We start from the raw sequence: 20,642 nt of genomic DNA, 5'->3' as shown, positions 1-20,642 counted from the left end.
CGTGACTGGTTACCAGGAGCTATTATCCTGGTTGCAGTAGTTGTGCTTGAAGTAGTTTGTTATCCAGGGTATGCCGCCTTTTTGGCTTGCGAAATCTCTATTTTTGCTTCAGTAACAGGCTTGATCCCGTTTTACTCAGAAGTATTACCGAAAATTAGAGCGTGATCGGCAGTCATCGCTGCCTCGAACAGCATGTCCCTAGTTCGCTTGTAGCGGGATAGGATCTTTTCGATGGGTAACAGCGTGCCCACCCTTCTCTACGCGGTCAGCCACGCGCGCTAGGTGCTTCTGTGGATCATTGGTGTCGATGAAGAGAAGTATTACGTCGAAGCCATCGTCTTTGGCTTGGACAATGTACTTGATCCTGCCTGGATGACTCATTACAGGCTCGAAGGAGTGGCTCATTTTTGTCTGACGCAGATTGTTTCGCTGGGATTCGGTGATCTTTTTTGCTTTCTTCACTTTGTCCAGGTCACTTTCTTCGAGTCGAGCCACGATCTCATCAAAATTAACGTATCCGCCGAAATCCAAGCCAGCGGACTTCAGCTTATAAATTTGTGGGACCTGTTCAGGTTAGCATTTTTCAGAATTGGTAAAACGACATGGATTAAAGCATGCGCTATCGTCCATGCTTTTCACCTCCGGCGGGTTGCCACCAAGGGCAGGTGGAGCAGTGCAAAGTCCAGAAACAAAAAAGCCCGGCATAATACCGGGCTTTTTTTATATGGCGGTGGGGCAGGGATTCGAACCCTGGGACCTGTTACAGTCAACGGTTTTCAAGACCGCCGCTTTCGACCACTCAGCCACCCCACCAAATTGTGCTGCGCATTATACATAGCTTCTGAGGATGTACAAGCGTCATTTTGATTTTTTTTATATAGTTCAATAAGTTAGGTGATTTATTGACCAGCGCCAGGCTTGACGTCAGGTTGATTGCGCCGCCCCGGTTGCTGGCCGGGGCGGCGTGGCAGGAATCGCTTAGCTCGCTTCTGCGGAGTTGCGATCAATATCTGTAGCGGCGCCAATTCCAACGGCCTTGCGACTGATGCGCGGGTCATTGGCCGGGCGGGTCAGGGCGCGGGGGTTATGTTCAATTGCAGCCGGTTGTGCAGTATCCAGAGGCTGTTGGGGGCCTACTTCACGGCGCTCAGTAACAATTGAGAACTCACCCAGCGGTTTGGGATTGATGCGCGGGTCGTTGCCTGCGCGCCCCTGGTTGGTCGCAGTCGGTTCCTTTTCGGAAGCTGCCAGCTCAGCGGCAACAATTTCTTCCTGGACCTCCGGTTCGCTGGTGTCAGCCTGCTCTTGCAAAGCTTCTGCTGCAGCCTGGGCTTCCTCAAGAACGATTTCCTCTGCGGCTTCTATTTCTGGCTCGGCAGGAGTAATTTCAGCTTTTGAGGTTGCCGCCTCTTCAGCTTCTGTGTCTTCCTGTACAGGCGCTTGCTTTACAACCTCGACCGGCTCGGAGACGGGTGCGGCTGCTTCTTCTGCCTGGGTTGTTTTGGGCTCTGCGGGCTGAGTCGCTGGTTGCTTGGCAGTGACAGGCTTGGTTTCCTGCTGAACGCTTTGCGGCTGTGCTGCAGCCTTGGCAGTCTCTTGTGCTTCAGGTTTCCCTTCACTGGCAGTTCGAACCGGCATGGTAATGGCGGGTTGAGCTGCCTGCTTGGGAGTTCTCTGGGCTTTTTGAGATTCTTTCGCCTTGGATTTAGGTGTCTCTGTACGAGTTTCCTTGGCGACTTCCTTGGTTTTGCGCGCTTCGCTTTCGGCTTCGTCGATAGCTTCGTGAACTTCGCGGTTCAGCTCTTCCTGGCTGTGAGCCACCGCAGTTGCTGCGGTATTTTCACTGCGGCGGCCGCCGCGACGACGCGCTTGCGGGCGACCGCGCACGTTGCTTGGGCGGCGGGCTGGGCGCTGTTGTTCGGAGGCATCGCTCGCCAGCTCGCCAGTGTCAGCGGTACCTGGGGCGGTTTCAACGGCTTGGGTGCGATTGTCGTCCTTACGGCGGTTGTCGTTGCGGCGACGGCGACGGCGACGCTGGCCTTCACCCTGGCGCTCGGAGGCGCTGTCGTGTTCATCCAGCTTGGCGCTGCGCTTATCTTCGCGCTGGTCGTCGCGCTTATTATCTTCGCGGCGATCATCCTTACGGCGAGTTTGGCGGCCGCTGCGGTTGCTGCGGTTTCCGCGCTGGTTGCGATTGCGGTTGCGCTGCTGGTAATCCTTGCCACGCCCCTTGGACTTTTGATGCTTCTTCGGCTCTTCCTCTTCCGCGGTGAAGAAAGAGGCAATAGCGCTGATCAGTCGGCTGAAGAGTCCAGGCTCTTCTTTTTTCTCCGGGGTGGGCGCTGGAGCCGTGTGGCTGATCTGCTGGACGGCCGCTTGTGCTGGTGCTGAACGCTGTGGCTTTTCCTCTTTCTTGGCTAGGGTCTCTTCGGCAGTGCCAGAAATCTTATAGGAGGTTTCCAGGGTGGCAGTGTCGTCGTCACGCAGTCGCTGAACTTCGAAGTGCGGAGTTTCCATCTCGGCGCTGGGCACAACTACCACTCGAGTGGAGTTGCGGGATTCGATTTGGGAGATCGTTTTGCGCTTCTCATTCAACAGGTAGGTTGCGACATTCACAGGGGTGATTGCGCGGATCTCGGCGCTGCGTTCTTTTTTCGCCTCCTCTTCTACCAGGCGAAGAATGGAGAGGGCGAGAGATTTGGTGCCGCGAATAGTGCCCTGGCCACTACAGCGGGGGCAGACGCGGAAGGTGGTTTCACCCAGGGATGGGCGCAGGCGCTGGCGGGACATTTCCAGCAAGCCGAAGCGGGAGATGCGGCCAACCTGAACGCGGGCGCGGTCCATGCTGAGAGCCTTCTCCATACGCTTTTCGACTTCGCGCTGGTTGGACTTGTTCTGCATATCGATAAAGTCGATAACAACCAGCCCGCCCATATCTCGCAGGCGCAGCTGGCGAGCGATCTCGTCGGCCGCTTCCAGGTTGATATTGCGCGCAGTCTCCTCGATATCGCCGCCCTTGGTTGCGCGGGAGGAGTTGATATCAATAGATACTAAGGCCTCGGTCACATCAATAACGATGGAGCCGCCGGAAGGCAGTTTTACTTCGCGCTCAAACGCTGTCTCGATTTGGCTTTCGATCTGATAGCGATTGAATAGCGGGATGGCGTCTTCGTAGTACTTCACCTTGTTGGCGTAGTGGGGCATTACCTGGCGGGCAAATTCTGCGGCCAGTTCGTAGGCGCCTTTGTCATCGACAATAACTTCGCCAATATCGTCGCGCATGTAGTCGCGAATAGCGCGAATAATGACGTTACTTTCCTGGAACAGGAAGTGTGGTGCTTTGGAGGTGTCCGCTTCCTCTTTGATGGCATTCCAAAGCTGTAACAGGTAGTTCAGGTCCCACTGCAGTTCGTCACCGCTGCGGCCAACGCCGGCGGTGCGCACTATGATGCCCATGCCGGAGGGGACTTCTACGCTGGAGAGAGCGTCGCGGAGTTCTGAGCGCTCATCACCTTCAATGCGGCGGGAGATGCCACCTGCACGGGGATTGTTTGGCATCAGCACCAGATAGCGGCCGGCGAGGCTGACAAAAGTAGTCAGGGCGGCGCCTTTGTTGCCGCGCTCTTCCTTGTCCACCTGGACAATAACTTCCATGCCCTCTTTGACAACATCTTTAATCTTGATGCGACCTTCGATGTCTTTGGGCTGCTTGAGGAAGTACTCGCGAGAGATCTCTTTCAGGGGGAGGAATCCGTGGCGTTCTTCGCCATAGTCGACGAATGCAGCCTCAAGGGAGGGCTCTACTCGGGTAATTTTACCTTTGTATATGTTCGCTTTTTTCTGTTGGCGGGTCCTGTTCTCAATATCCAAATCATAGAGCCACTGGCCGTCGACCAGGGCAACACGCAACTCTTCGGGTTGGGTTGCGTTAATTAGCATTCTTTTCATGCGTGTCGTTTTCCTTGCGTTGCGCAAAGGTGTGACACCGCCACTCACAGGCTTGCTTGTTGGCTGCCCGGTGGAGAGGACCACCAGGCAGGGCAGGGAAATAAGGTGCGTCAGCTCTACCGCGCCATGGATCTATGCGGCTTGTCGAGACTGATGTCCACCTGATGTTCGCTCTGCAAAAACTCCGGATACGCGCTGCTATCGTGCTATCCGTTGGTACCTTTAATACCTTTTGTTAGTACTGCCCTGTACCTGTGCTGCAGGCTTCTGCAGCAGGGTTGGGCGCCGCCCCTTGGTTTGTTTCATACTGGGCGGCAAGGTTTGCGTCAGTTGTTCTGCAGTTCAGCTTTTGGCTGATACCCACTCTTCTTAATTTTTCACCAGGCTTGCGGAAGCTGTGCTGCCCTGGTTACCAGTTCGGTTGCTGGCTTGTCGTATTCTGCAAAACCGGACGCAAGTTTGAGTCGTCCTTTCAAGCGCTGCGGGTCACGGCCCGTCTTACCTTCGCGATAATTACCCGCGTAACCGCGGGCTGTTGTTGCCAGTGAGCTCCCCTCAGGTTCTAGTAGTTGGGGGACATCTCAAGGGCTAAGTTTTATCAATGACGCGGCATCCCCGCGCACCTGCTGAATGGGGATGTTTTCTCCAAAGCCACGGCTGTCTCTTCATGTGGGAAGTCGCCAGTGACCGAAAACATGCCGAATTCAGGCCGACCGAATATAGCATGGGCAGGGAGGTGCTTCAATTGTATCCCTGGCAACGCTATGATGCGCGTCATGCGAAGTATACCCCCCCCTAAAAAGGCTCCGGCTGAGCCCCCATCAAAGACCTCTAATCCATCTGGCGGCGTACAGTTTTTGACTGTGCCTGAAGAGCTGGCGGGACAGAGGATCGACAATTTCCTCCAGGCGCGCCTCAAGGGTGTGCCGCGCTCACGTATATACCGAATCCTGCGCAAGGGTGAGGTAAGAGTAAATAAAGGACGAATAAAGGCTGAATACAAGTTAAAGGCGGGCGATGTGGTGCGAGTGCCGCCAATTCGTGTTGCCGAGCAGGCTGAGGCCCCTCTGGCTGGTGAATCTCTGCGCCAATTGATCCAAGAGTCCATACTTTACGACAAGCATGGGTTAATGGTGATCAATAAACCGTCGGGTCTTGCGGTCCATGGTGGCAGCGGTGTCAGATTGGGTCTGATTGAAGTTTTGCGCCAGATGTTTCCGCAAAGCCCGTTTATTGAGTTGGTGCACCGCCTGGACCGGGATACTAGTGGAGCCATCATGGTGGCCCGCAAGCGCGCGGTATTGCAGCATGTTCAGTCAGAGTTGCGGTCGGGAAAGATCGGTAAGTCGTATCAGGCGTTGGTGGTGGGCAAGTGGCCCCGAGGCCGCCGCGCTGTTGAGGCGCCTTTGCGCAAGAACACTTTGAAAAGCGGCGAGAGAATGGTGTCGGTGCACCCTGAGGGTAAGCCTTCGGAGACTCGCTTTAAGTTGATTGAGAGATTTAAGGCGGCGACTCTGCTTTCCGCAGAGCCAGTTACCGGGCGAACACACCAAATTCGAGTTCATGCACAGTTTGTTGGTTGTCCTCTGGCGGGCGACAGCAAGTACACCTCGGACGAAGTCAATCGAGAATTTCGTGATCGCGGCCTGAAGCGTCTCTTTTTACACTCGGCTTCAGTGCGCTGCTCTTTGCCAGATGGCTCCAAGGTTGAGGTGGAGGCTCCACTTCCTGCGGAGCTGAGCGCAGTGCTGAATAGATTAAGGGAAGAGTAGGGCGTTCGTTTGTTATGTTGGTAATCCTCGATTGGGATGGGACGGTTTGTAATTCTGAGGCGCGTATCGTTGATTGTATGTTGCGGGCGGCAGGTAGAGCCGGCTTGCCGGTGCTTGCCCCGGAAGCGGTTAGCAACATCATCGGGCTTGGTCTGCCGGAAGCGATATCCTCTCTGTTTCCAGAGGCTGCCAGTGAAGAAAGGCTCACGTTACGCGAGCTTTACTTTGATGAGTGGATGGCAGCCCGAGTTGAACCCCTGCCTTTATTTGAGGGAGTTCTGGATACCCTGGACCAGCTGCTGTGCGGTGGCCATCAGTTGGCGGTAGCGACCGGGAAGAGTCGGCAGGGGCTCAATCGGGAGTTTGAGGAGCATGGCCTCGGTCACTTGTTTGTCGCAAGTCGTTGTGCGGATGAGACCGCTTCTAAGCCTGACCCGCTGATGCTGAATGAGCTGCTGCATGAGACTGGAACCGATCCGGAGCAGGCGGTAATGGTAGGGGATACCGTATACGACTTGGAAATGGCGGCGGCGATCGGTATGCCCTCTATCGGGGTGAGTTATGGTGCTCATTGCTCAACCCGGTTGCAGGGTTGTGGTCCCAAGGTTGTTATCGATCGTTTCTCCGAGCTGCTCCGCTGGCCGCCACTCCTTTAAGTGGCTTGTGCGGGCCCAGTGGGTCTACGCCAAATTGATTCAGCATATCGGTAAGGCGGATTAGTGGCAGCCCAACCAGGGTGTTAATATCTGCTCCTTCAAGCCTCTCAAACAGGGCGATACCGAGCCCTTCCACCTTAAAAGAGCCGGCGCAATCGTAGGGTTGTTCCAGCTCTACATATCGTTCAATTTGCGCTGTGCTCAAGTGGCGAAAGTGGACAGTGAAGGTTTCGGTATCGCTCAGCTGCTCTCCATTTGCGCTATTCAGCAGGCTCAAGCCGGTGTGGAATATCACTTTTTTGCCGTTGCAGGCTTGCAGCTGGGCGATGGCGCGCTCCCTGTTGCCTGGCTTGCCGAGTATTTGACCGTCACAAGAGGCGACTTGATCTGAGCCGATAATCAGTGATTTCGGGTGGCGGTCTGCCAGGGCGCGCGCTTTCTCTGCGGCGAGGCGCAGGGCGAGTGCGGCTGGCGCTTCTCCTGTCTCTGGTGCTTCATCTATATGGGGCGAATCCTGCTGAAAGGGGATGCCAAGCTGTTGTAGTAGGGCTCTGCGGTAAGGAGAGCTGGAGGCTAGTATCAGGGGGTGGGGCATTCTGGTGGATTTTCCGCTGGGTCGAATAGTGGTTTGTGACCGGGCGATACTGCAATGCCTGATTTGTTTTGACAAGGCTAAGGTGAGTCCATAGAATTGCGCGCTTATGTCGATAGCCCCCTCTAAATCAGTATTGCCAAAGAGCATTGATGCTCGGAAATTGGTGCAGCGAGAGCAGTTGCTCGATGGTGTTTTGCCGTTGGAGTCCTTGCCTCGGGTTGGTAGCGCAGTTGAGTCTGTCCACGGAGAGATTTCTGCTGAATTGCAGTTTGAGCGAGACTTGCAAGGCCACCAAACGGTGAGCGGCAAGGTTCAACTTGCGGTTGACCTCTTGTGTCAGCGCTGTTTGTCACCGGTCCATGAGCAGATCGAGGCACAGTTTAGCTGGGGTATCGTGTGGACTGAGGAGCAGGGTAAGGCCCTGCCCAAAGATCTGGACCCGGTGATCCAGGACGGCGATGAGCTGGACTTGCACCAGATCCTTGAAGATGAAATTTTGCTCAATTTGCCAATGGTGGCTTATCACCAGGAAGAATGTGTCTCCAAGGAGAGCTTTCATTTTGGTGGCGAGGTCGCCGAAGCGGATGAGCAACAGGCAAACCCCTTTAAAGTGCTGGAGCAGTTGAAGGGTTCGTCGGGTAAATCCTAGATTTTCCGATGAGTTTGGGCTCGCCGGTAGGCGCCCCGGTTCCAGCGAAATTTGTTTATTTTAGGAGCTAGCAATGGCTGTTCAACAAAACAAGAAGACTCGTTCCCGTCGCGGTATGCGCCGTTCCCACGATGCGCTGGGCGCAGGTGCTACCCTTTCCGTCGATCCGACTACCGGTGAAAAGCACCGTCGTCACCATGTGACCAAAGACGGTTTCTACCGTGGTCGCAAAGTGATCGAAGTTAGCGGCGGCTCTGAAGAAGAGTAAGCTTTGTCCAGCCAATTGCGATTGGCCGTGGATGCAATGGGCGGGGACTTAGGTCCCCGCTCTGTCGTTCCGGCCTGTATTAGATTTCTTCAAAACTTCCCTGAAGCGCAGCTAAAGCTATTTGGCCCGCGCGCAGAGCTTCAAACTCTGGTTCATCAAGAGCTGCAGCGCCATCGCCGCCGCGTTACCCGTCGTCTCGAAATTGTCCATTGCGAGCAAGTCATCACTCAAGAGTGTAATCCGCTGCAGGCTGTTCGCCACAAGCGAGACTCAACTATGGCAATGGCGTTGAAGAGTGTTGCGGCGGGAAATGTGCAGGCTGCAGTGACCTCCGGAAATACCGGCGCCTTACTGGCGTTGAGTCGCAGTATTCTTGGCAATATCCAAGGTGTCAGAAAGCCGGCGCTGGGTAAGTCTGTGCCCTCCGGTACGGGTTCTTGCTATCTTTTGGACCTCGGCGCCAACGTGGACTGCAGTGCTGAGGATTTGCTCCAATTTGCCCGTATGGGAATTGAAGCCCAGCGCATCCACACTGCCCGAAAGGGGGTGAAGGATATCAAGGTAGCGCTGCTCAACATTGGGGCGGAAGCGCACAAAGGTAGTGCTGAAATACGCCGAGCGGCAGAGCTGCTCGAAGCGGACCCTGGAGTAAATTACGTTGGCTTTGTTGAGGGGCATGATATTTTTACAGGTTCGGTAGATGTGGTTGTTTGCGATGGCTTAATGGGTAATGTCGCGATGAAATCTGCCGAGGGTGTTATTCGACTAATGGGTCAAAAAGCGTTCACAATCGAGAAAAGAGGGTGTTTTAAGCGTTTTTTTGGCCAATTGGCCATAAAGCTGTTGCGAAAATGGCGTACACAGGTGGAGCCCGCCCGCTATAATGGCGCCAGCTTTGTAGGGGTGAAGGGCAACGTGATCAAGAGTCACGGCGGTGCCAGTAGTGAAGCTTTTTATCGGGCGATGGTTACGGCGAAGGAGTGTGCCGATGCTGACCTGGCCGCCAGGGTCGATGCTGCTATGGCACAATCCGGCGAGAGACGCTCCATGGATGAAGGCTAAGAAGCCGTTCTCCCTTACTGAAATCAGCCACATTTAGGTTAAGGATATCTTATGACCAATGCCGCACTCGCATTTGTCTTTCCGGGGCAGGGCTCCCAGAAAATAGGTATGCTCTCTGAGATTGCCCAAGAGGCGTCTGAGATTCAAGCGACCTTTGCCGAAGCTTCTGACGTGCTCGGCTACGACCTCTGGGACCTGTGCCAAAATGGCGAGCAGGAAGCAATTAATCTCACCCAGCGCACCCAGCCTCTCTTACTGACCTCCAGTGTTGCCCTTTATCGTCTATGGCGCTCCCGTGGTGGTGCCCAGCCGGCATTTATGGCTGGTCACAGCCTGGGCGAGTGGTCTGCATTGGTATGTTCTGGTGTTCTGGCATTTAAAGATGCCGTTCATCTGGTTCGCGAGCGCGGCCGCTTGATGCAGGAGGCAGTCCCCGTAGGGGAGGGCGCTATGGCGGCGATTATCGGCCTCGATGATAAAGATGTTGAAGAGGCTTGTGCTGCTTCTGCTGAAGGTGAAGTAGTTGCTGCAGTTAACTACAACTCTCCCGGCCAGATTGTTATCGCCGGCAGTAGTGCGGCAGTACAGCGCGCTATTGAGGCCTGTAAAGCAGCTGGCGCAAAGAAGGCTATGCCTCTTCCTGTGAGTGCGCCATTCCACACCGAGCTGATGCGTCCGGCAGCGGAAAAATTGACCCCCCAAATTGAGGCGACAGAATTTAACGCGCCAGAAATACCTATAGTGCACAATGTCCACGCAGAGATTGAGTCTGCACCAGAAAAAATTAAGGCCCTGATGATCGAGCAGATATATCGCCCGGTTCGCTGGACTGCCTGTGCGCAAAAAATCATTGGCACTGGTGTTGAGCAAATGGTTGAGTGTGGCCCGGGCAAAGTTTTATCTGGCCTGATTAAGCGTGTTGATCGGAGTGTTTCCTGTCACGCAATCGATAGTCCCAGTAACTTTAATGAAGCTCTGCGAGCTACAGCGGTATAAGCCGCTCAAAAAGTAGTCCAGTAGTTGAATAAGGATAAGTGAGAATGACCCTACACATTTCCCTTGAGGGTAAAGTTGCCTTGGTGACTGGTGCAAGCCGCGGTATTGGTGCGGCAATTGCAGATATGCTCGGTGGAATGGGTGCCACAGTTGTTGGTACTGCCACCAGTGAATCCGGCGCTGAAAAAATTAGTGCCCGCTTCGCTGAGGCCGGCATTGCAGGCGCTGGCAAAGTTTTGGATGTAACCAGTGCTGAAAGTATTTCCGAGCTTCATGCTGCGGTGAAAAATGAGTTTGGTGCTCCTGCAATCTTGGTTAATAATGCTGGCATCACCAAGGACAACTTGTTGATGCGCATGAAGGACGACGAGTGGGATTCAGTCGTCAATACGAATTTGACAGCGGTCTATCGCATGAGTAAGGCTTGCCTGCGCGATATGACCAAGGCGCGATGGGGGCGGATTATCAATATCAGCTCCGTCGTTGGCAGTATGGGTAATGCCGGTCAGAGCAACTATGCGGCGACCAAAGCAGGTGTGGCAGGGTTTGCCCGCTCCCTGGCTTCAGAGGTCGGCTCCCGTGGAATCACAGTAAATACTGTAGCTCCCGGCTTTATTGATACTGATATGACAAAAGTCTTGCCTGAAGCGCAACGTGAGTTGCTTCTGGGTAAGATTCCTCTCGCTAGACTCGGAAAGCCTGAGGAAATTGCTTCGGTGGTTTCCTTCCTGGCGAGCGATGCGGGAGGCTATGTCACCGGTGAGACGATTCATGTCAACGGCGGTATGTACATGGCGTAGTTTGTGTTCCAAAATGTCTCTTTAACTTATTGATTTTAGAGATATTTATGTTTTGGCTGATGGTGTTGAGGGGCCGCACATTACATCCCGAAAAACTTGGGGTACAATGGCCTCTGAATTATCCAAAAGCTGTGTGAGCCGGTCGTTATCACCAACAACATTGGATACGGTGAAAAAACAATAGCGACTAAAACAGATTTTTACCCACTAGGAGTTAAATTGAATCATGAGCAGCATTGAAGAGCGCGTAAAAAAGATCGTTGCTGAACAACTGGGCGTTAAGGAAGAAGATGTTAAACCTGAAGCCTCTTTTGTTGAAGATCTGGGCGCTGACTCACTCGACACAGTTGAGCTGGTAATGGCTTTGGAAGAGGAATTCGAGACTGAAATTCCCGATGAAGAAGCTGAAAAAATCACTACTGTTCAGCTGGCAATGGATTACATCAAGGACAACCTTGGTTAATTCCTGCTGGGTAGTTTAGGCACGGACAGCCCGTATGCTGTACGTAGCTGAGCGATTCTGAAAGCCGTCCTATGTTTCATAGCGCGGCTTTCTTTTTATTGGTACTAAGGAATTGTGACTGCTAACCGGATGTTGTTCTTTTAACTACATTGGTGATGGACGGTAGCAGAAAATTTCAGGGGGGGAGCGCAGTGTCGCACAGAAGAGTTGTTGTAACCGGAATGGGAGCCGTTAGCCCGTTAGGTAACATCCTAGAGGATACTTGGTCTGGGGTACTACAGGGAGCTAATGGCGCTGCTCCGATTGATACATTTGATGTCTCGGCTTTTTCAACCCGCTTCGCCGCTACTGTAAAAGGTTTTGATCCCACACCATATATGCCCGCAAAAGAAGCGCGCAAGATGGACACTTTTTTGCAGTACGGGCTGGTTGCCGGTATGCAGGCAATGCAAGACAGCGGCCTGGAAGTGACTGAAGAAATGGGCCCCCGTGTGGGCACTTGTATCGGCTCCGGTATGGGTGGCATCCTGGCAATTGAAGATAATGCTCTGTTGATCGCAGAGAAGGGTCCTCGCCGTGTATCACCTTTCTTTGTGCCTGGAGCGATTATTAATATGGTTGCGGGCAACCTGTCCATTAAATATGGCTTCAAGGGCCCCAACCTTGCAGTCACAACAGCCTGCACCACGGGAACTCACGCGATTGGCCTGGGTGTCCGTGCAATTCAGTATGGTGATGCCGATGTGATGGTGTGTGGCGGTGCGGAAATGGTTACCACCCCGGTAGGGCTTGGTGGCTTCTGTGCAGCCAGGGCACTGTCTACCCGCAATGATGATCCGCAATCTGCCAGTCGTCCCTGGGATAAGGACCGCGATGGCTTTGTATTGGGCGAGGGTTCTGCAGTACTCGTTTTGGAAGAGTACGAAAGTGCAAAAGCTCGCGGAGCCAAGATTTATGCAGAAGTTGCCGGCTTTGGCATGAGTGGTGATGCTTACCATATGACTTCCCCGCCGGAAGATGGTGCTGGTGCTGCTCTCTCAATGGAGAATGCTCTGAAAGATTCCGGCATGAACCCCAGTGATATCCAATATATCAATGCTCACGGTACCTCGACGGTACTGGGGGATAAGGCTGAGATTCTGGCGGTTAAAAAAGTGTTTGAGGGAACGACAGACTCTCTTGCCGTGAGCTCCACCAAGTCGATGACTGGCCACCTGCTGGGAGCTGCTGGAGCGATTGAGGCTGTGTTCTCGGTAATGGCGCTGCGCGACCAGGTTGCGCCCCCCACCATCAATCTCTTCTCCCCGGATGAGGCCTGTGCCGGTATCAACCTGGTGCCCCAAGAGGCCCAGCCAATGGCGATTAATGCAGTCCTTTCCAACTCCTTTGGATTCGGTGGAACCAACGGATCGCTGATTTTCAAACGGGTCTGACCCCTGTGCCCACCCTATGGTGGGCGTATCTACGCCGAGGATTCCATGGGCCCGTTGCCTCAAATGTACGCTCGGGGGCTGGCCGTTGATCAGTTGCCAGATGACGCTGATTACGCGGATGGAATCCTCGAAACAATGCGCTGTCACAACAAAAGTCTGCCGCTTTGGTCTTTACACCGAGCTCGCCTGGAGCGTTCCGGTATGCTGGATAAGGCTTGCCTGGGCGATATCGAGCAATCGACACTAAAATTGGCAGCTGGTTGCCGCTGGCCTGAGGCGATTGCCCGCCTGCGCATGGGTATTGTGAGCGGGCGAAAATTCTGGGATCTGACACTTCGGCCACTGGATATGGGTTCTGAGTGGCAGCTGGGAGTCAGGCTGTTTCCCTGTTCTACGAGCCTGCCCATAGGCGGTAATTCGAACCAGGGCAGCAAAACTTTACTCCGCAATCGATATAATACGGCGAAAGCGGAGCTGCCAGTGGGGCAATTTCTCGATGGATTGATGCTGGACTCTGCGGGAAGGGTAATCGAAAGTCTGCGCTGTAATATCCTGGCCAGATACGGTAGGGAGTGGGTGACCCCAGCCCTCCACCGTTGCGGTGTCCACGGTGTGATGCGGCAATGGCTTTTGGGTCAAATCCACTGGAAAGAGCGGGATATGGATCTTACGGAACTCTGTGAGGCCGATGAACTGGCCCTCTGCAACAGTGTTCGGGGTGTATTACCAGTGGTAGAGGTAATCGGTTACAAGAATTGGTCTGTGGGCTCAGAGACCCGCAGGCTGCAGAAGCTGATATTGGATAAATTGTGGTGAAGAAAAAGCAAGCGAGTTTCGCTTGGAGGGTATTGAAGCTGTTTTTTAGCGGGCTGGTATTGGCCAGCCTGGTTGCAGTTGCATCTCTGTACGTGGCAAAGGAAGCCCTGGAATCTCCTCTGCCAATTGCTCAAGAGGGGCTTAAGCTTCAGGTGGAGAAGGGCGGAAGCCTGTCCCGGACGCTGCGAAGCCTCCAGGGAGAGGGCGTTATCCAGTGGCCGCAGATACTTCTCGCCTACGCCTATTGGGAAGGCACAACAGAAATTCATTCCGGCGAGTACCTGGTTCCCTTTGGCAGTAATGCCCGGGATCTGATTGCGCGCCTGAATCGCGGCGAGGTCACTCGCTACCGGGTTACCCTGTTGGAAGGCTGGACTTTCCGCCAGGCCCTGCAACAAATCCGCTCCGGCGAAAGTATTGTTCAGTCCGAGGCGGGTAGTGATGTCAGTGCCGCTGCCCGGGCCCTGGGCTTAAAGGAAGATGAGGCTGAGGGATGGATTTTCCCAGACACCTACGTTTACCGTTCCGGCACCACAGATATTGAGTTGCTGCGCCAGGCCTATGACCGGATGCAGAAAGTTTTGGATGAGGAGTGGCGGTCAAAAGGGGATGATCTTCCCTATAAGTCTCCCTATGAAGCTTTAATCATGGCTTCGATTATCGAAAAAGAGACTGGGCAGCCTTCCGAGCGCAGTGAAATAGCGGGTGTTTTTGTGCGCAGGCTCAACAAAGGCATGCGCTTGCAGACAGACCCCACTGTTATTTATGGTCTGGGTGAGGAATTTGATGGAAATTTGACCCGAACCCATCTGCGCCAGCCAACACCTTATAACACCTATGTTATCAATGGCCTTCCTCCCACGCCGATTGCCCTGCCTGGGCGAGCGGCAATTCGGGCCGCTTTAAATCCGAAGCCCGGTAAAAGTTTGTATTTTGTCGGTAAAGGAGATGGGTCCCATCATTTTTCAGCGACTCTGACAGAGCACAACCGTGCGGTGCGGGAGTATCAGCTGAAAAGACGAGCGGATTACCGCTCGAGTCCGGCAAAAGGAAAGGATTAGTGTCGCACGGCAAGTTCATTACCCTCGAGGGTGTAGAGGGAGTGGGGAAATCCACCAACTTACTCTTCATTACCGAGTGGCTCAAAAAGCACAATATAAAGTTTATCCAAACCCGGGAGCCGGGTGGCACCCCGTTGGCTGAACAGCTGCGCGAGCTGTTACTGGCAAAACGGGATGAATCGGTTGACCCCACGGCAGAATTATTGATGGTGTTTGCCGCCCGCGCACAACATCTGTCTCAGGTTATACTACCCGCGTTAAAACGTGGGGATTGGGTAATCTGTGATCGCTTCACCGATGCTACCTATGCCTATCAAGGTGGCGGTCGCAAACTGGATCGACAGTTAATCGAGCAGTTGGAGCAGACAGTTCAAGGGGATTTGCGCCCAGATAAAGTACTCCTTTTGGATCTCGACCCGGAAGTGGGGCTGCAGCGAGCCGCACGCACCGGGGAAGCAGATCGTTTTGAGAGTGAGCATTTGGCGTTCTTCCAGCGGGTGCGCGCGGCATATCGCGAGCGAGCTGAAGCGGCACCTGCCCGTTATGCAATTGTTGATGCCAGCCAATCTCTGGAGAAGGTGCAGGTGGACCTAGCCAGGCAATTGGAGCTGTTGCTTTAAGCTATCTTGCCCCCAGAATCTATTTTCAAATGATAAGACTTGTGGCTGATGTCTGTGCCTGAAACTTTTGAGTATAAATCGATACCGGTACCTTTACCCTGGCACTTCGAGCAATGGCAGAGATTGGTTTTGCAGTTGCAGGCGGGCCGCTGCCCGCACGCTTTACTGCTGACCGGCCCGGAGGGGTTGGGGAAGCGACAATTCGCGGCTGCTTTTACTGCGTTGGCCCTATGTGAACAACCGAGGGCAGGTCAGGCTTGTGGAGAGTGTAAGGATTGTCGGTTGTGGATGGCTGGCTCGCATCCTGATTTCCTACAAGTTGAACCTGAAAAGCCCGGTGGACCTTTGAAAGTGGAGCAAATCCGCCAACTGGGCAACTTCGTTTCCCGTACCAGTGGGCGGGGCGGGGCGCGCCTGGTTTGTTTGTCGCCTGCGGAGGCGATGAATATCAATGCAGCCAATGCTTTGTTGAAAAACCTTGAAGAGCCTGCAGCTTCCGTTATCTTTGTGCTGATCACCGATGCCCCCATGGGTCTTCTGCCAACGATTAGAAGTCGTTGTCAATCCATTGCTTTTCCACCTCCAACTGAAGAGATCGCGCTACAGTGGTTATACAGCAATGGGCTGGAAGAGCCGCTGGCACAGAGAGTCTTAACCCTGGCCGGTGGGGCACCATTATTGGCTGCTGAACTGGCTGAGCCCAAGCCGAGGGAAGTACGCGAGCAGTTTTTAAAAGATCTCGATGCTGTAGCTCAGGGCACGGCGAGCGCCGTCTCTACGGCGGGCCGTTGGGAAGCACCAGCCGAGGGGGTTGAGTTGGTCCAACTGCTGCTTTTCTGGCAGCACTGGCTGACCCAGATGGTGCAGATACGCAGTTGCGATCTCAGTGGAGATGCCCAGTTAATGAGTCTGTTGCAGAGGTTGCCGGGGTTGGGAGAGCAAAGCCTGCAGCCGGTTTTTGCCTTCTACGATCATTTACTCCAGGCACGCAAGGGATTGCTGGGCACAGCCAACCCAAACCGTCGCTTGCTGCTTGAAGAATTATTCATCCGCTGGGCAAAGCTTTTTGCTTAGGTGTCCTGCACAAATGGGGTGGGGCCATTGGCGCTGCCTGGACACAGGCTGCGGGCTTAGATAAGTTAGCGCATCATTTAGAAATATAAACATTGAGGTTGTCCATGAAAGCCATGGGAGGCGGTGCCCGCAACGGCATCCTGTCACTGAAAATCCAGGATAAATCTGTGCTCTACGCGGCCTATATGCCCTTCGTTAAGAATGGTGGCCTGTTTATCAGTACCGATAAGTCGTACAGCCTTGGCGATGAGGTGTTTCTGCTTCTGAGCTTGATGGATGAGCCAGAAAAAATTCCAGTTGCCGGTAAAGTGATCTGGATTACCCCCAATGGTGCCCAGGGCAACCGCACTCCCGGTATCGGGGTTCAATTTGGCGATAAGGACAATATCGCCCAAAACAAGATTGAAACCCATTTGGCGGGAACTTTAGAATCCAGCCGCCCAACCCATACGTTGTAACCCTCTAATGCTTGTTGATTCTCACTGTCACCTGGACAGACTTAAGCTCGATAAATTTGATGGCGATCTGGATGCTGTATTGGATCTGGCCCGCAGTCGCGGTGTTGGCAGGTTCCTCTGTGTCGGTATCAGTCTGGAAAACGCCGATGCGGTTGTTGAAATCGCATCCCGCTACGAGGACGTAGTCTGTTCCGTTGGTGTGCACCCGCTGGATGTCGACTCCGGCATGGCGGATGTTGAGCGACTGGTAGGAATGGCTAACCAGCCCAATGTTGTTGCATTGGGGGAGACAGGCCTGGATTACTATTACAGTACTGACACTCAGGAAATCCAGCAGCAGAGCTTTATTGCACACCTGAAAGCGGCAGGGCAGGCAGAGCTTCCGGTTATTGTGCATACGAGAGATGCGCGGGAAGATACTATCGCTCTCATTAAAGAGCACGGTAATACCAATACCGCAGGTGTTCTGCACTGTTTTACCGAGAGCTGGGATATGGCCAAGGCTGCCCTGGATCTCAATTATTATATTTCTTTGTCCGGTATCGTGACCTTTAAAAATGCCGAGGAGCTGCGGGATGTCGCCCGCAGGCTGCCTTTGGATCGGTTACTCGTTGAGACCGACTCCCCTTATTTGGCCCCAGTGCCCTATCGGGGTAAGCCCAATATTCCGGCCTATGTGCGTGAAGTGGCGGAATTTATCGCTGATTTACGCGGTATTCCCTACGAAGAGCTGGCCGAAATCACCTCAGAAAACTTTTTCAGATTATTCCCCCGGGCAGTTTGATCCGGGTCTATTGGATGTTCCCCTATGATGAAGCAGCAGCTGCAAGTCATGCTGACTCTGCAAGACGAGATTAATACGGTAGTTAATGAGAACTGGCGTGAGCAAAATTTTGCCTGGTACCGCGCAATTTGGGTGGAAAGTGCAGAGCTGTTAGATCACTACGGCTGGAAGTGGTGGAAAAAGCAGCTTCCGGAAATGGACCAGGTAAAACTTGAGCTGGTGGATATTTGGCATTTCGGATTGAGTCTTGAATTGCAAAAAGGCTCCCCGCAGAAAGTAGCTGAAATTATGCTGAAGGAATTTGATGGTTCTGAGCGTTCAGCAGGCGATTTCCGTGAAAATCTCGAGTCTTTCACCTTGAGCACCCTGGCCACCAAACAGTTTGATGTTGCTGGTTTTGCTCAACTATTGGCTGATGCAGGAATGTCTTTTGCTGAGTTGTACCAGCGATACGTCGGTAAAAATGTACTTAACCGATTCCGCCAGGATAACGGCTACAAAGATGGCAGTTATGTGAAAACCTGGGCGGGCCGCGAAGACAATGAACATCTTGCGGAAATTGCAGGACTTTTGGATTCGTCTACTGCTGATTACAGTGATCAGGTTTATATGGCTTTGCAAGAGCGTTACCGGGAAATGGCATTGACATAACCACTCGCAAAGAGTGTCCATTACAGCCTGAGGGGGTTTTGTCATACAAATTGAGCCGCTATTTCGCTTGTGTAAGATGAAATTTACTCGCGAGGCCCTATAATGCGGCCGCTTACAAACGAGGGAGAACTATCGTGAAAGCACCTGTACGTGTTGCTGTTACCGGCGCTGCCGGTCAGATTAGCTATTCGTTGCTGTTCCGCATCGCCTCTGGCGAAATGCTGGGCAAAGATCAGCCGGTTATTCTGCAATTGCTGGAAATCACTCCGGCATTGGAAGCGCTGAAAGGCGTTGCTATGGAGCTTGAAGACTGCGCTTTCCCGCTGCTCGCGGGTATCGTTCAGTCCGATGATGCTACTGTTGCGTTCAAAGATGCAGATTACGCTTTGCTGGTAGGCGCGCGTCCCCGTGGACCGGGTATGGAGCGTAAGGACCTGCTGGAAGCTAACGCTGCTATCTTCTCTGCACAGGGTAAAGCCCTGAACGACGTTGCTTCTCGTAACGTAAAAGTACTGGTTGTTGGCAACCCGGCTAACACCAATGCCCTGATCGCTCAGCGCAATGCGCCAGACCTGGACCCGCGTAACTTCACTGCGATGACCCGTCTGGATCACAACCGCGCTTTGTCTCAGTTGGCAAACAAAACTGATTCCAGTGTTAACGACATCACCCATATGACCATTTGGGGCAACCACTCTTCCACTCAGTACCCAGACCTGCACCAAGTGAAGGTTTCCGGTGCTGCAGCCATGGATAAAGTGGAGCAGGAATGGTACGAAAACGACTTCATCCCGACTGTTCAACAGCGTGGTGCAGCTATCATCAAGGCGCGCGGTGCTTCCTCTGCGGCTTCCGCTGCCAACGCTGCCATCGACCATATGCGCGATTGGGCTCTGGGCACCGCTGAAGGTGACTGGACCAGCATGGCTGTATTCAGCGATGGTTCTTACGGTATTCAGGAAGGCCTGATTTACTCTTTCCCTTGCACTTGCAAAGACGGCGACTGGGAAATTGTTCAAGGCGTTGACATCAACGACTTCTCTCGCGAGAAAATGACTGCTACCGAGCAGGAGTTGGCGGAAGAGCGTGATGCAGTAGCACACCTGCTGCCGTAATAGGGAATAAAAGGTCCGGGGCTTTATCCCCGGGCTGTTCCCAAAAGCCCACATCTTGGTGTGGGCTTTTTTGTGCCTCAATTTTGTAACTCCCAGCCCGGCTTCGAATAACCTGCCGGTCAGCATCTTTGTGTGAGCTGCCGCCATCGGCACTACACTAATTTTACATGTCTGCCGGAATGTCCCTGTTATGGTCACTGAAGTTGGCCGCAACACCGCCCGTTGCGCCTGTATCCTGCTGCAGCCCAACCAATCCCTTTCTCTCTCCGGCAATCTGTGGGTGTTCTTCTCGCTGGTTGGAGTGTCTCTTGGGATCAGTCTCGCTTTTGCACTGGCCGGAGCCTGGATGATTCTGCCCTTTGCCGGGCTTGAGATGATCCTGCTGGGCATTCTGTTTACTTATGTGTACTTGGAGGGGACCCGTCGGGAAGTGATACGTATCAATGAAAAAATGGTAATCCTGGATTGCTGTAAAGGATTCAGGCAGGAAACTGTTTACCACCGCGAGTTTGACCGCGATAAGCTGGCAGTGCTTGTGCGAATGGGGAGCAGCGCTACTGAAATGGCTTCCGTTAATTTTAGTGGACCCGAAGGCTGTCTTGAGGTTGGGGAGTTTCTCACTGAGGCCGAGAAGGCCGAGCTGGTACAAAAACTAGGTCGTTTTGGCATTTGTGCCAGGAAAGAGAAGGAGTTTCGCCTGCAGCAGTTCTGATTTCTGTATAGAACTGGCGTCTCGTTTGTTTCTTTTCGCTATAATCCCCGCTTAACTTTTATTAATTCCATAGGGGATATCAGATGGCTTTTCCGAAGATCGGTAATTTGGCTCCAGCTTTCACGCTGACCAATCAAAGTGGCGAGAAGGTGTCACTTAAGGATTTTCGAGACAAAAGTAATGTGGTCCTCTACTTTTACCCGAAGGCACTGACTCCCGGATGTACCACTCAGGCATGTGGTATTCGCGATAGTGCAGCTGAATTTAAAAAAGCCAATACCGTTGTGTTGGGTGTGAGCCCGGATCCGGAAGCCAAGTTACAGCGCTTTATCGATAAGCATGAACTGAATTTTGATTTGCTGTCCGATGAAGATCACAAGATTGCCGATAAATATGGCTGCTGGGGCCTGAAAAAATTTATGGGCAAGGAGTATATGGGGCTTTTGCGAACGACTTTTATCATCGATAAGAGTGGGCGTCTTCGTCATATTATCGATAAGGTAAAAACCAAAACTCATGACACTGATGTATTGAATTGGATTGGCGAGAACCTGGATTAATTGCCAGACTCAGTGGGGCGGGGCTGGACAGGTGCTTGGTCCGCTGTAGCCCCCATTATTCGGACTCAGAGGCGACACGTGAGTACCGAAAGCAAGTATTTTTGGCCCTTGGTACACAATAAGATGAAAAAAAGCACTGTCGTCCCTTG

General features: G+C 53.2%; 22 protein-coding genes and 1 tRNA gene. 19 read left to right on the top strand and 4 right to left on the bottom strand.

The features are described from left to right. Positions 1–198: 198 nt before the first annotated feature. The 3 genes from BTJ40_RS13405 to rne all read right to left on the bottom strand — a co-directional run bounded on the left by BTJ40_RS13405 (position 199) and on the right by rne (position 3,948). The gene (locus tag BTJ40_RS13405) at positions 199–531 is read right to left on the bottom strand and encodes a hypothetical protein (RefSeq protein ID WP_108733570.1); all 333 of its coding nucleotides are present in this window, start codon (positions 529–531) and stop codon (positions 199–201) included. 194 nt (positions 532–725) lie between these two features. Beyond that, positions 726–813: transfer RNA gene (locus tag BTJ40_RS13400), tRNA-Ser, on the bottom strand. 165 nt (positions 814–978) lie between these two features. Then, complete coding sequence (gene rne, locus BTJ40_RS13395; RefSeq protein WP_108733569.1) at positions 979–3,948, bottom strand: ribonuclease E; 2,970 nt, start codon at positions 3,946–3,948, stop codon at positions 979–981. Positions 3,949–4,724: 776 nt separating this feature from the next. On the opposite strand from rne, the gene rluC reads away from it, so the two are divergent. Both rluC and BTJ40_RS13385 read left to right on the top strand, forming a co-directional pair. Then, positions 4,725–5,720 (top strand): 23S rRNA pseudouridine(955/2504/2580) synthase RluC, encoded by a 996-nt coding sequence (gene rluC / locus BTJ40_RS13390; protein WP_238152004.1) that lies wholly within the window; start codon positions 4,725–4,727, stop codon positions 5,718–5,720. A 14-nt stretch (positions 5,721–5,734) separates the two neighbouring features. Further along, positions 5,735–6,376, top strand: coding sequence for an HAD-IA family hydrolase (locus BTJ40_RS13385; protein WP_108733567.1), 642 nt, complete (start codon positions 5,735–5,737; stop codon positions 6,374–6,376). Here the strand turns inward: BTJ40_RS13385 and BTJ40_RS13380 are convergent. Continuing rightward, on the bottom strand, positions 6,330–6,971 hold the full coding sequence (locus tag BTJ40_RS13380; RefSeq protein ID WP_108733566.1) for a nucleoside triphosphate pyrophosphatase: 642 nt from the start codon (positions 6,969–6,971) through the stop codon (positions 6,330–6,332). The two genes, BTJ40_RS13385 and BTJ40_RS13380, sit on opposite strands and share 47 nt — an antisense overlap. Before the next feature lie 106 nt (positions 6,972–7,077). Between BTJ40_RS13380 and BTJ40_RS13375 the strand changes: the two genes are divergently transcribed. The 17 genes from BTJ40_RS13375 (at position 7,078) to bcp (ending at position 20,493) form a co-directional block, all read left to right on the top strand. Continuing rightward, entirely contained in the window at positions 7,078–7,620 is a 543-nt protein-coding gene (locus BTJ40_RS13375) for a YceD family protein (protein ID WP_108733565.1), read from the top strand. A 73-nt stretch (positions 7,621–7,693) separates the two neighbouring features. Further along, complete coding sequence (rpmF, locus tag BTJ40_RS13370; protein WP_108733564.1) at positions 7,694–7,888, top strand: 50S ribosomal protein L32; 195 nt, start codon at positions 7,694–7,696, stop codon at positions 7,886–7,888. A 3-nt stretch (positions 7,889–7,891) separates the two neighbouring features. Continuing rightward, positions 7,892–8,950: a phosphate acyltransferase PlsX gene (gene plsX / locus BTJ40_RS13365; RefSeq protein ID WP_108733563.1), complete on the top strand. Its 1,059-nt coding sequence runs from the start codon at positions 7,892–7,894 to the stop codon at positions 8,948–8,950. A gap of 51 nt (positions 8,951–9,001) precedes the next feature. Next, positions 9,002–9,946, top strand: coding sequence for an ACP S-malonyltransferase (gene fabD, locus BTJ40_RS13360; RefSeq protein WP_108733562.1), 945 nt, complete (start codon positions 9,002–9,004; stop codon positions 9,944–9,946). A gap of 44 nt (positions 9,947–9,990) precedes the next feature. Next, on the top strand, positions 9,991–10,746 hold the full coding sequence (gene fabG, locus BTJ40_RS13355) for a 3-oxoacyl-ACP reductase FabG (RefSeq protein ID WP_202862807.1): 756 nt from the start codon (positions 9,991–9,993) through the stop codon (positions 10,744–10,746). A gap of 226 nt (positions 10,747–10,972) precedes the next feature. Next, on the top strand, positions 10,973–11,209 hold the full coding sequence (gene acpP, locus BTJ40_RS13350; protein WP_020415205.1) for an acyl carrier protein: 237 nt from the start codon (positions 10,973–10,975) through the stop codon (positions 11,207–11,209). Positions 11,210–11,400: 191 nt separating this feature from the next. Continuing rightward, positions 11,401–12,642: a beta-ketoacyl-ACP synthase II gene (gene fabF / locus BTJ40_RS13345; protein ID WP_202862806.1), complete on the top strand. Its 1,242-nt coding sequence runs from the start codon at positions 11,401–11,403 to the stop codon at positions 12,640–12,642. Between the two features lie 45 nt (positions 12,643–12,687). Beyond that, positions 12,688–13,458 carry an aminotransferase class IV gene (locus tag BTJ40_RS13340; RefSeq protein WP_108733560.1) on the top strand — a complete coding sequence of 257 codons (771 nt, stop codon included), beginning with the start codon at positions 12,688–12,690 and terminating at the stop codon, positions 13,456–13,458. Continuing rightward, the gene (gene mltG / locus BTJ40_RS13335; protein ID WP_108735267.1) at positions 13,455–14,519 is read left to right on the top strand and encodes an endolytic transglycosylase MltG; all 1,065 of its coding nucleotides are present in this window, start codon (positions 13,455–13,457) and stop codon (positions 14,517–14,519) included. The genes BTJ40_RS13340 and mltG overlap by 4 nt, the downstream gene beginning before the upstream one ends. Further along, positions 14,519–15,139 carry a dTMP kinase gene (tmk, locus tag BTJ40_RS13330; protein ID WP_108733559.1) on the top strand — a complete coding sequence of 207 codons (621 nt, stop codon included), beginning with the start codon at positions 14,519–14,521 and terminating at the stop codon, positions 15,137–15,139. Before mltG ends, tmk begins: the two co-directional genes overlap by 1 nt. 48 nt (positions 15,140–15,187) lie before the next feature. After that, positions 15,188–16,213: a DNA polymerase III subunit delta' gene (locus tag BTJ40_RS13325; protein ID WP_238152003.1), complete on the top strand. Its 1,026-nt coding sequence runs from the start codon at positions 15,188–15,190 to the stop codon at positions 16,211–16,213. Between the two features lie 104 nt (positions 16,214–16,317). After that, positions 16,318–16,671 (top strand): PilZ domain-containing protein, encoded by a 354-nt coding sequence (locus tag BTJ40_RS13320; RefSeq protein ID WP_108733558.1) that lies wholly within the window; start codon positions 16,318–16,320, stop codon positions 16,669–16,671. 7 nt (positions 16,672–16,678) lie between these two features. Further along, positions 16,679–17,455, top strand: coding sequence for a TatD family hydrolase (locus tag BTJ40_RS13315; protein WP_108733557.1), 777 nt, complete (start codon positions 16,679–16,681; stop codon positions 17,453–17,455). A gap of 27 nt (positions 17,456–17,482) precedes the next feature. Continuing rightward, positions 17,483–18,106, top strand: a complete 624-nt coding sequence (locus BTJ40_RS13310; RefSeq protein ID WP_108735265.1) for a dUTP diphosphatase — start codon at positions 17,483–17,485, stop codon at positions 18,104–18,106. Between the two features lie 134 nt (positions 18,107–18,240). Further along, a complete protein-coding gene (locus BTJ40_RS13305) occupies positions 18,241–19,221 on the top strand; it encodes a malate dehydrogenase (RefSeq protein WP_108733556.1) in 981 nt (326 codons plus the stop codon). A 190-nt stretch (positions 19,222–19,411) separates the two neighbouring features. Continuing rightward, positions 19,412–19,933 carry a DUF2244 domain-containing protein gene (locus BTJ40_RS13300; protein WP_108733555.1) on the top strand — a complete coding sequence of 174 codons (522 nt, stop codon included), beginning with the start codon at positions 19,412–19,414 and terminating at the stop codon, positions 19,931–19,933. An 83-nt stretch (positions 19,934–20,016) separates the two neighbouring features. Beyond that, positions 20,017–20,493 carry a thioredoxin-dependent thiol peroxidase gene (bcp, locus tag BTJ40_RS13295; protein ID WP_108733554.1) on the top strand — a complete coding sequence of 159 codons (477 nt, stop codon included), beginning with the start codon at positions 20,017–20,019 and terminating at the stop codon, positions 20,491–20,493. The last annotated feature ends 149 nt before the right edge of the window (positions 20,494–20,642 follow it).

This window comes from Microbulbifer sp. A4B17, from assembly GCF_003076275.1.
GTDB lineage: Bacteria > Pseudomonadota > Gammaproteobacteria > Pseudomonadales > Cellvibrionaceae > Microbulbifer.
Note: the sequence above shows the minus strand (reverse complement) of the source record. Positions and strands in the feature narration are given on the sequence as shown.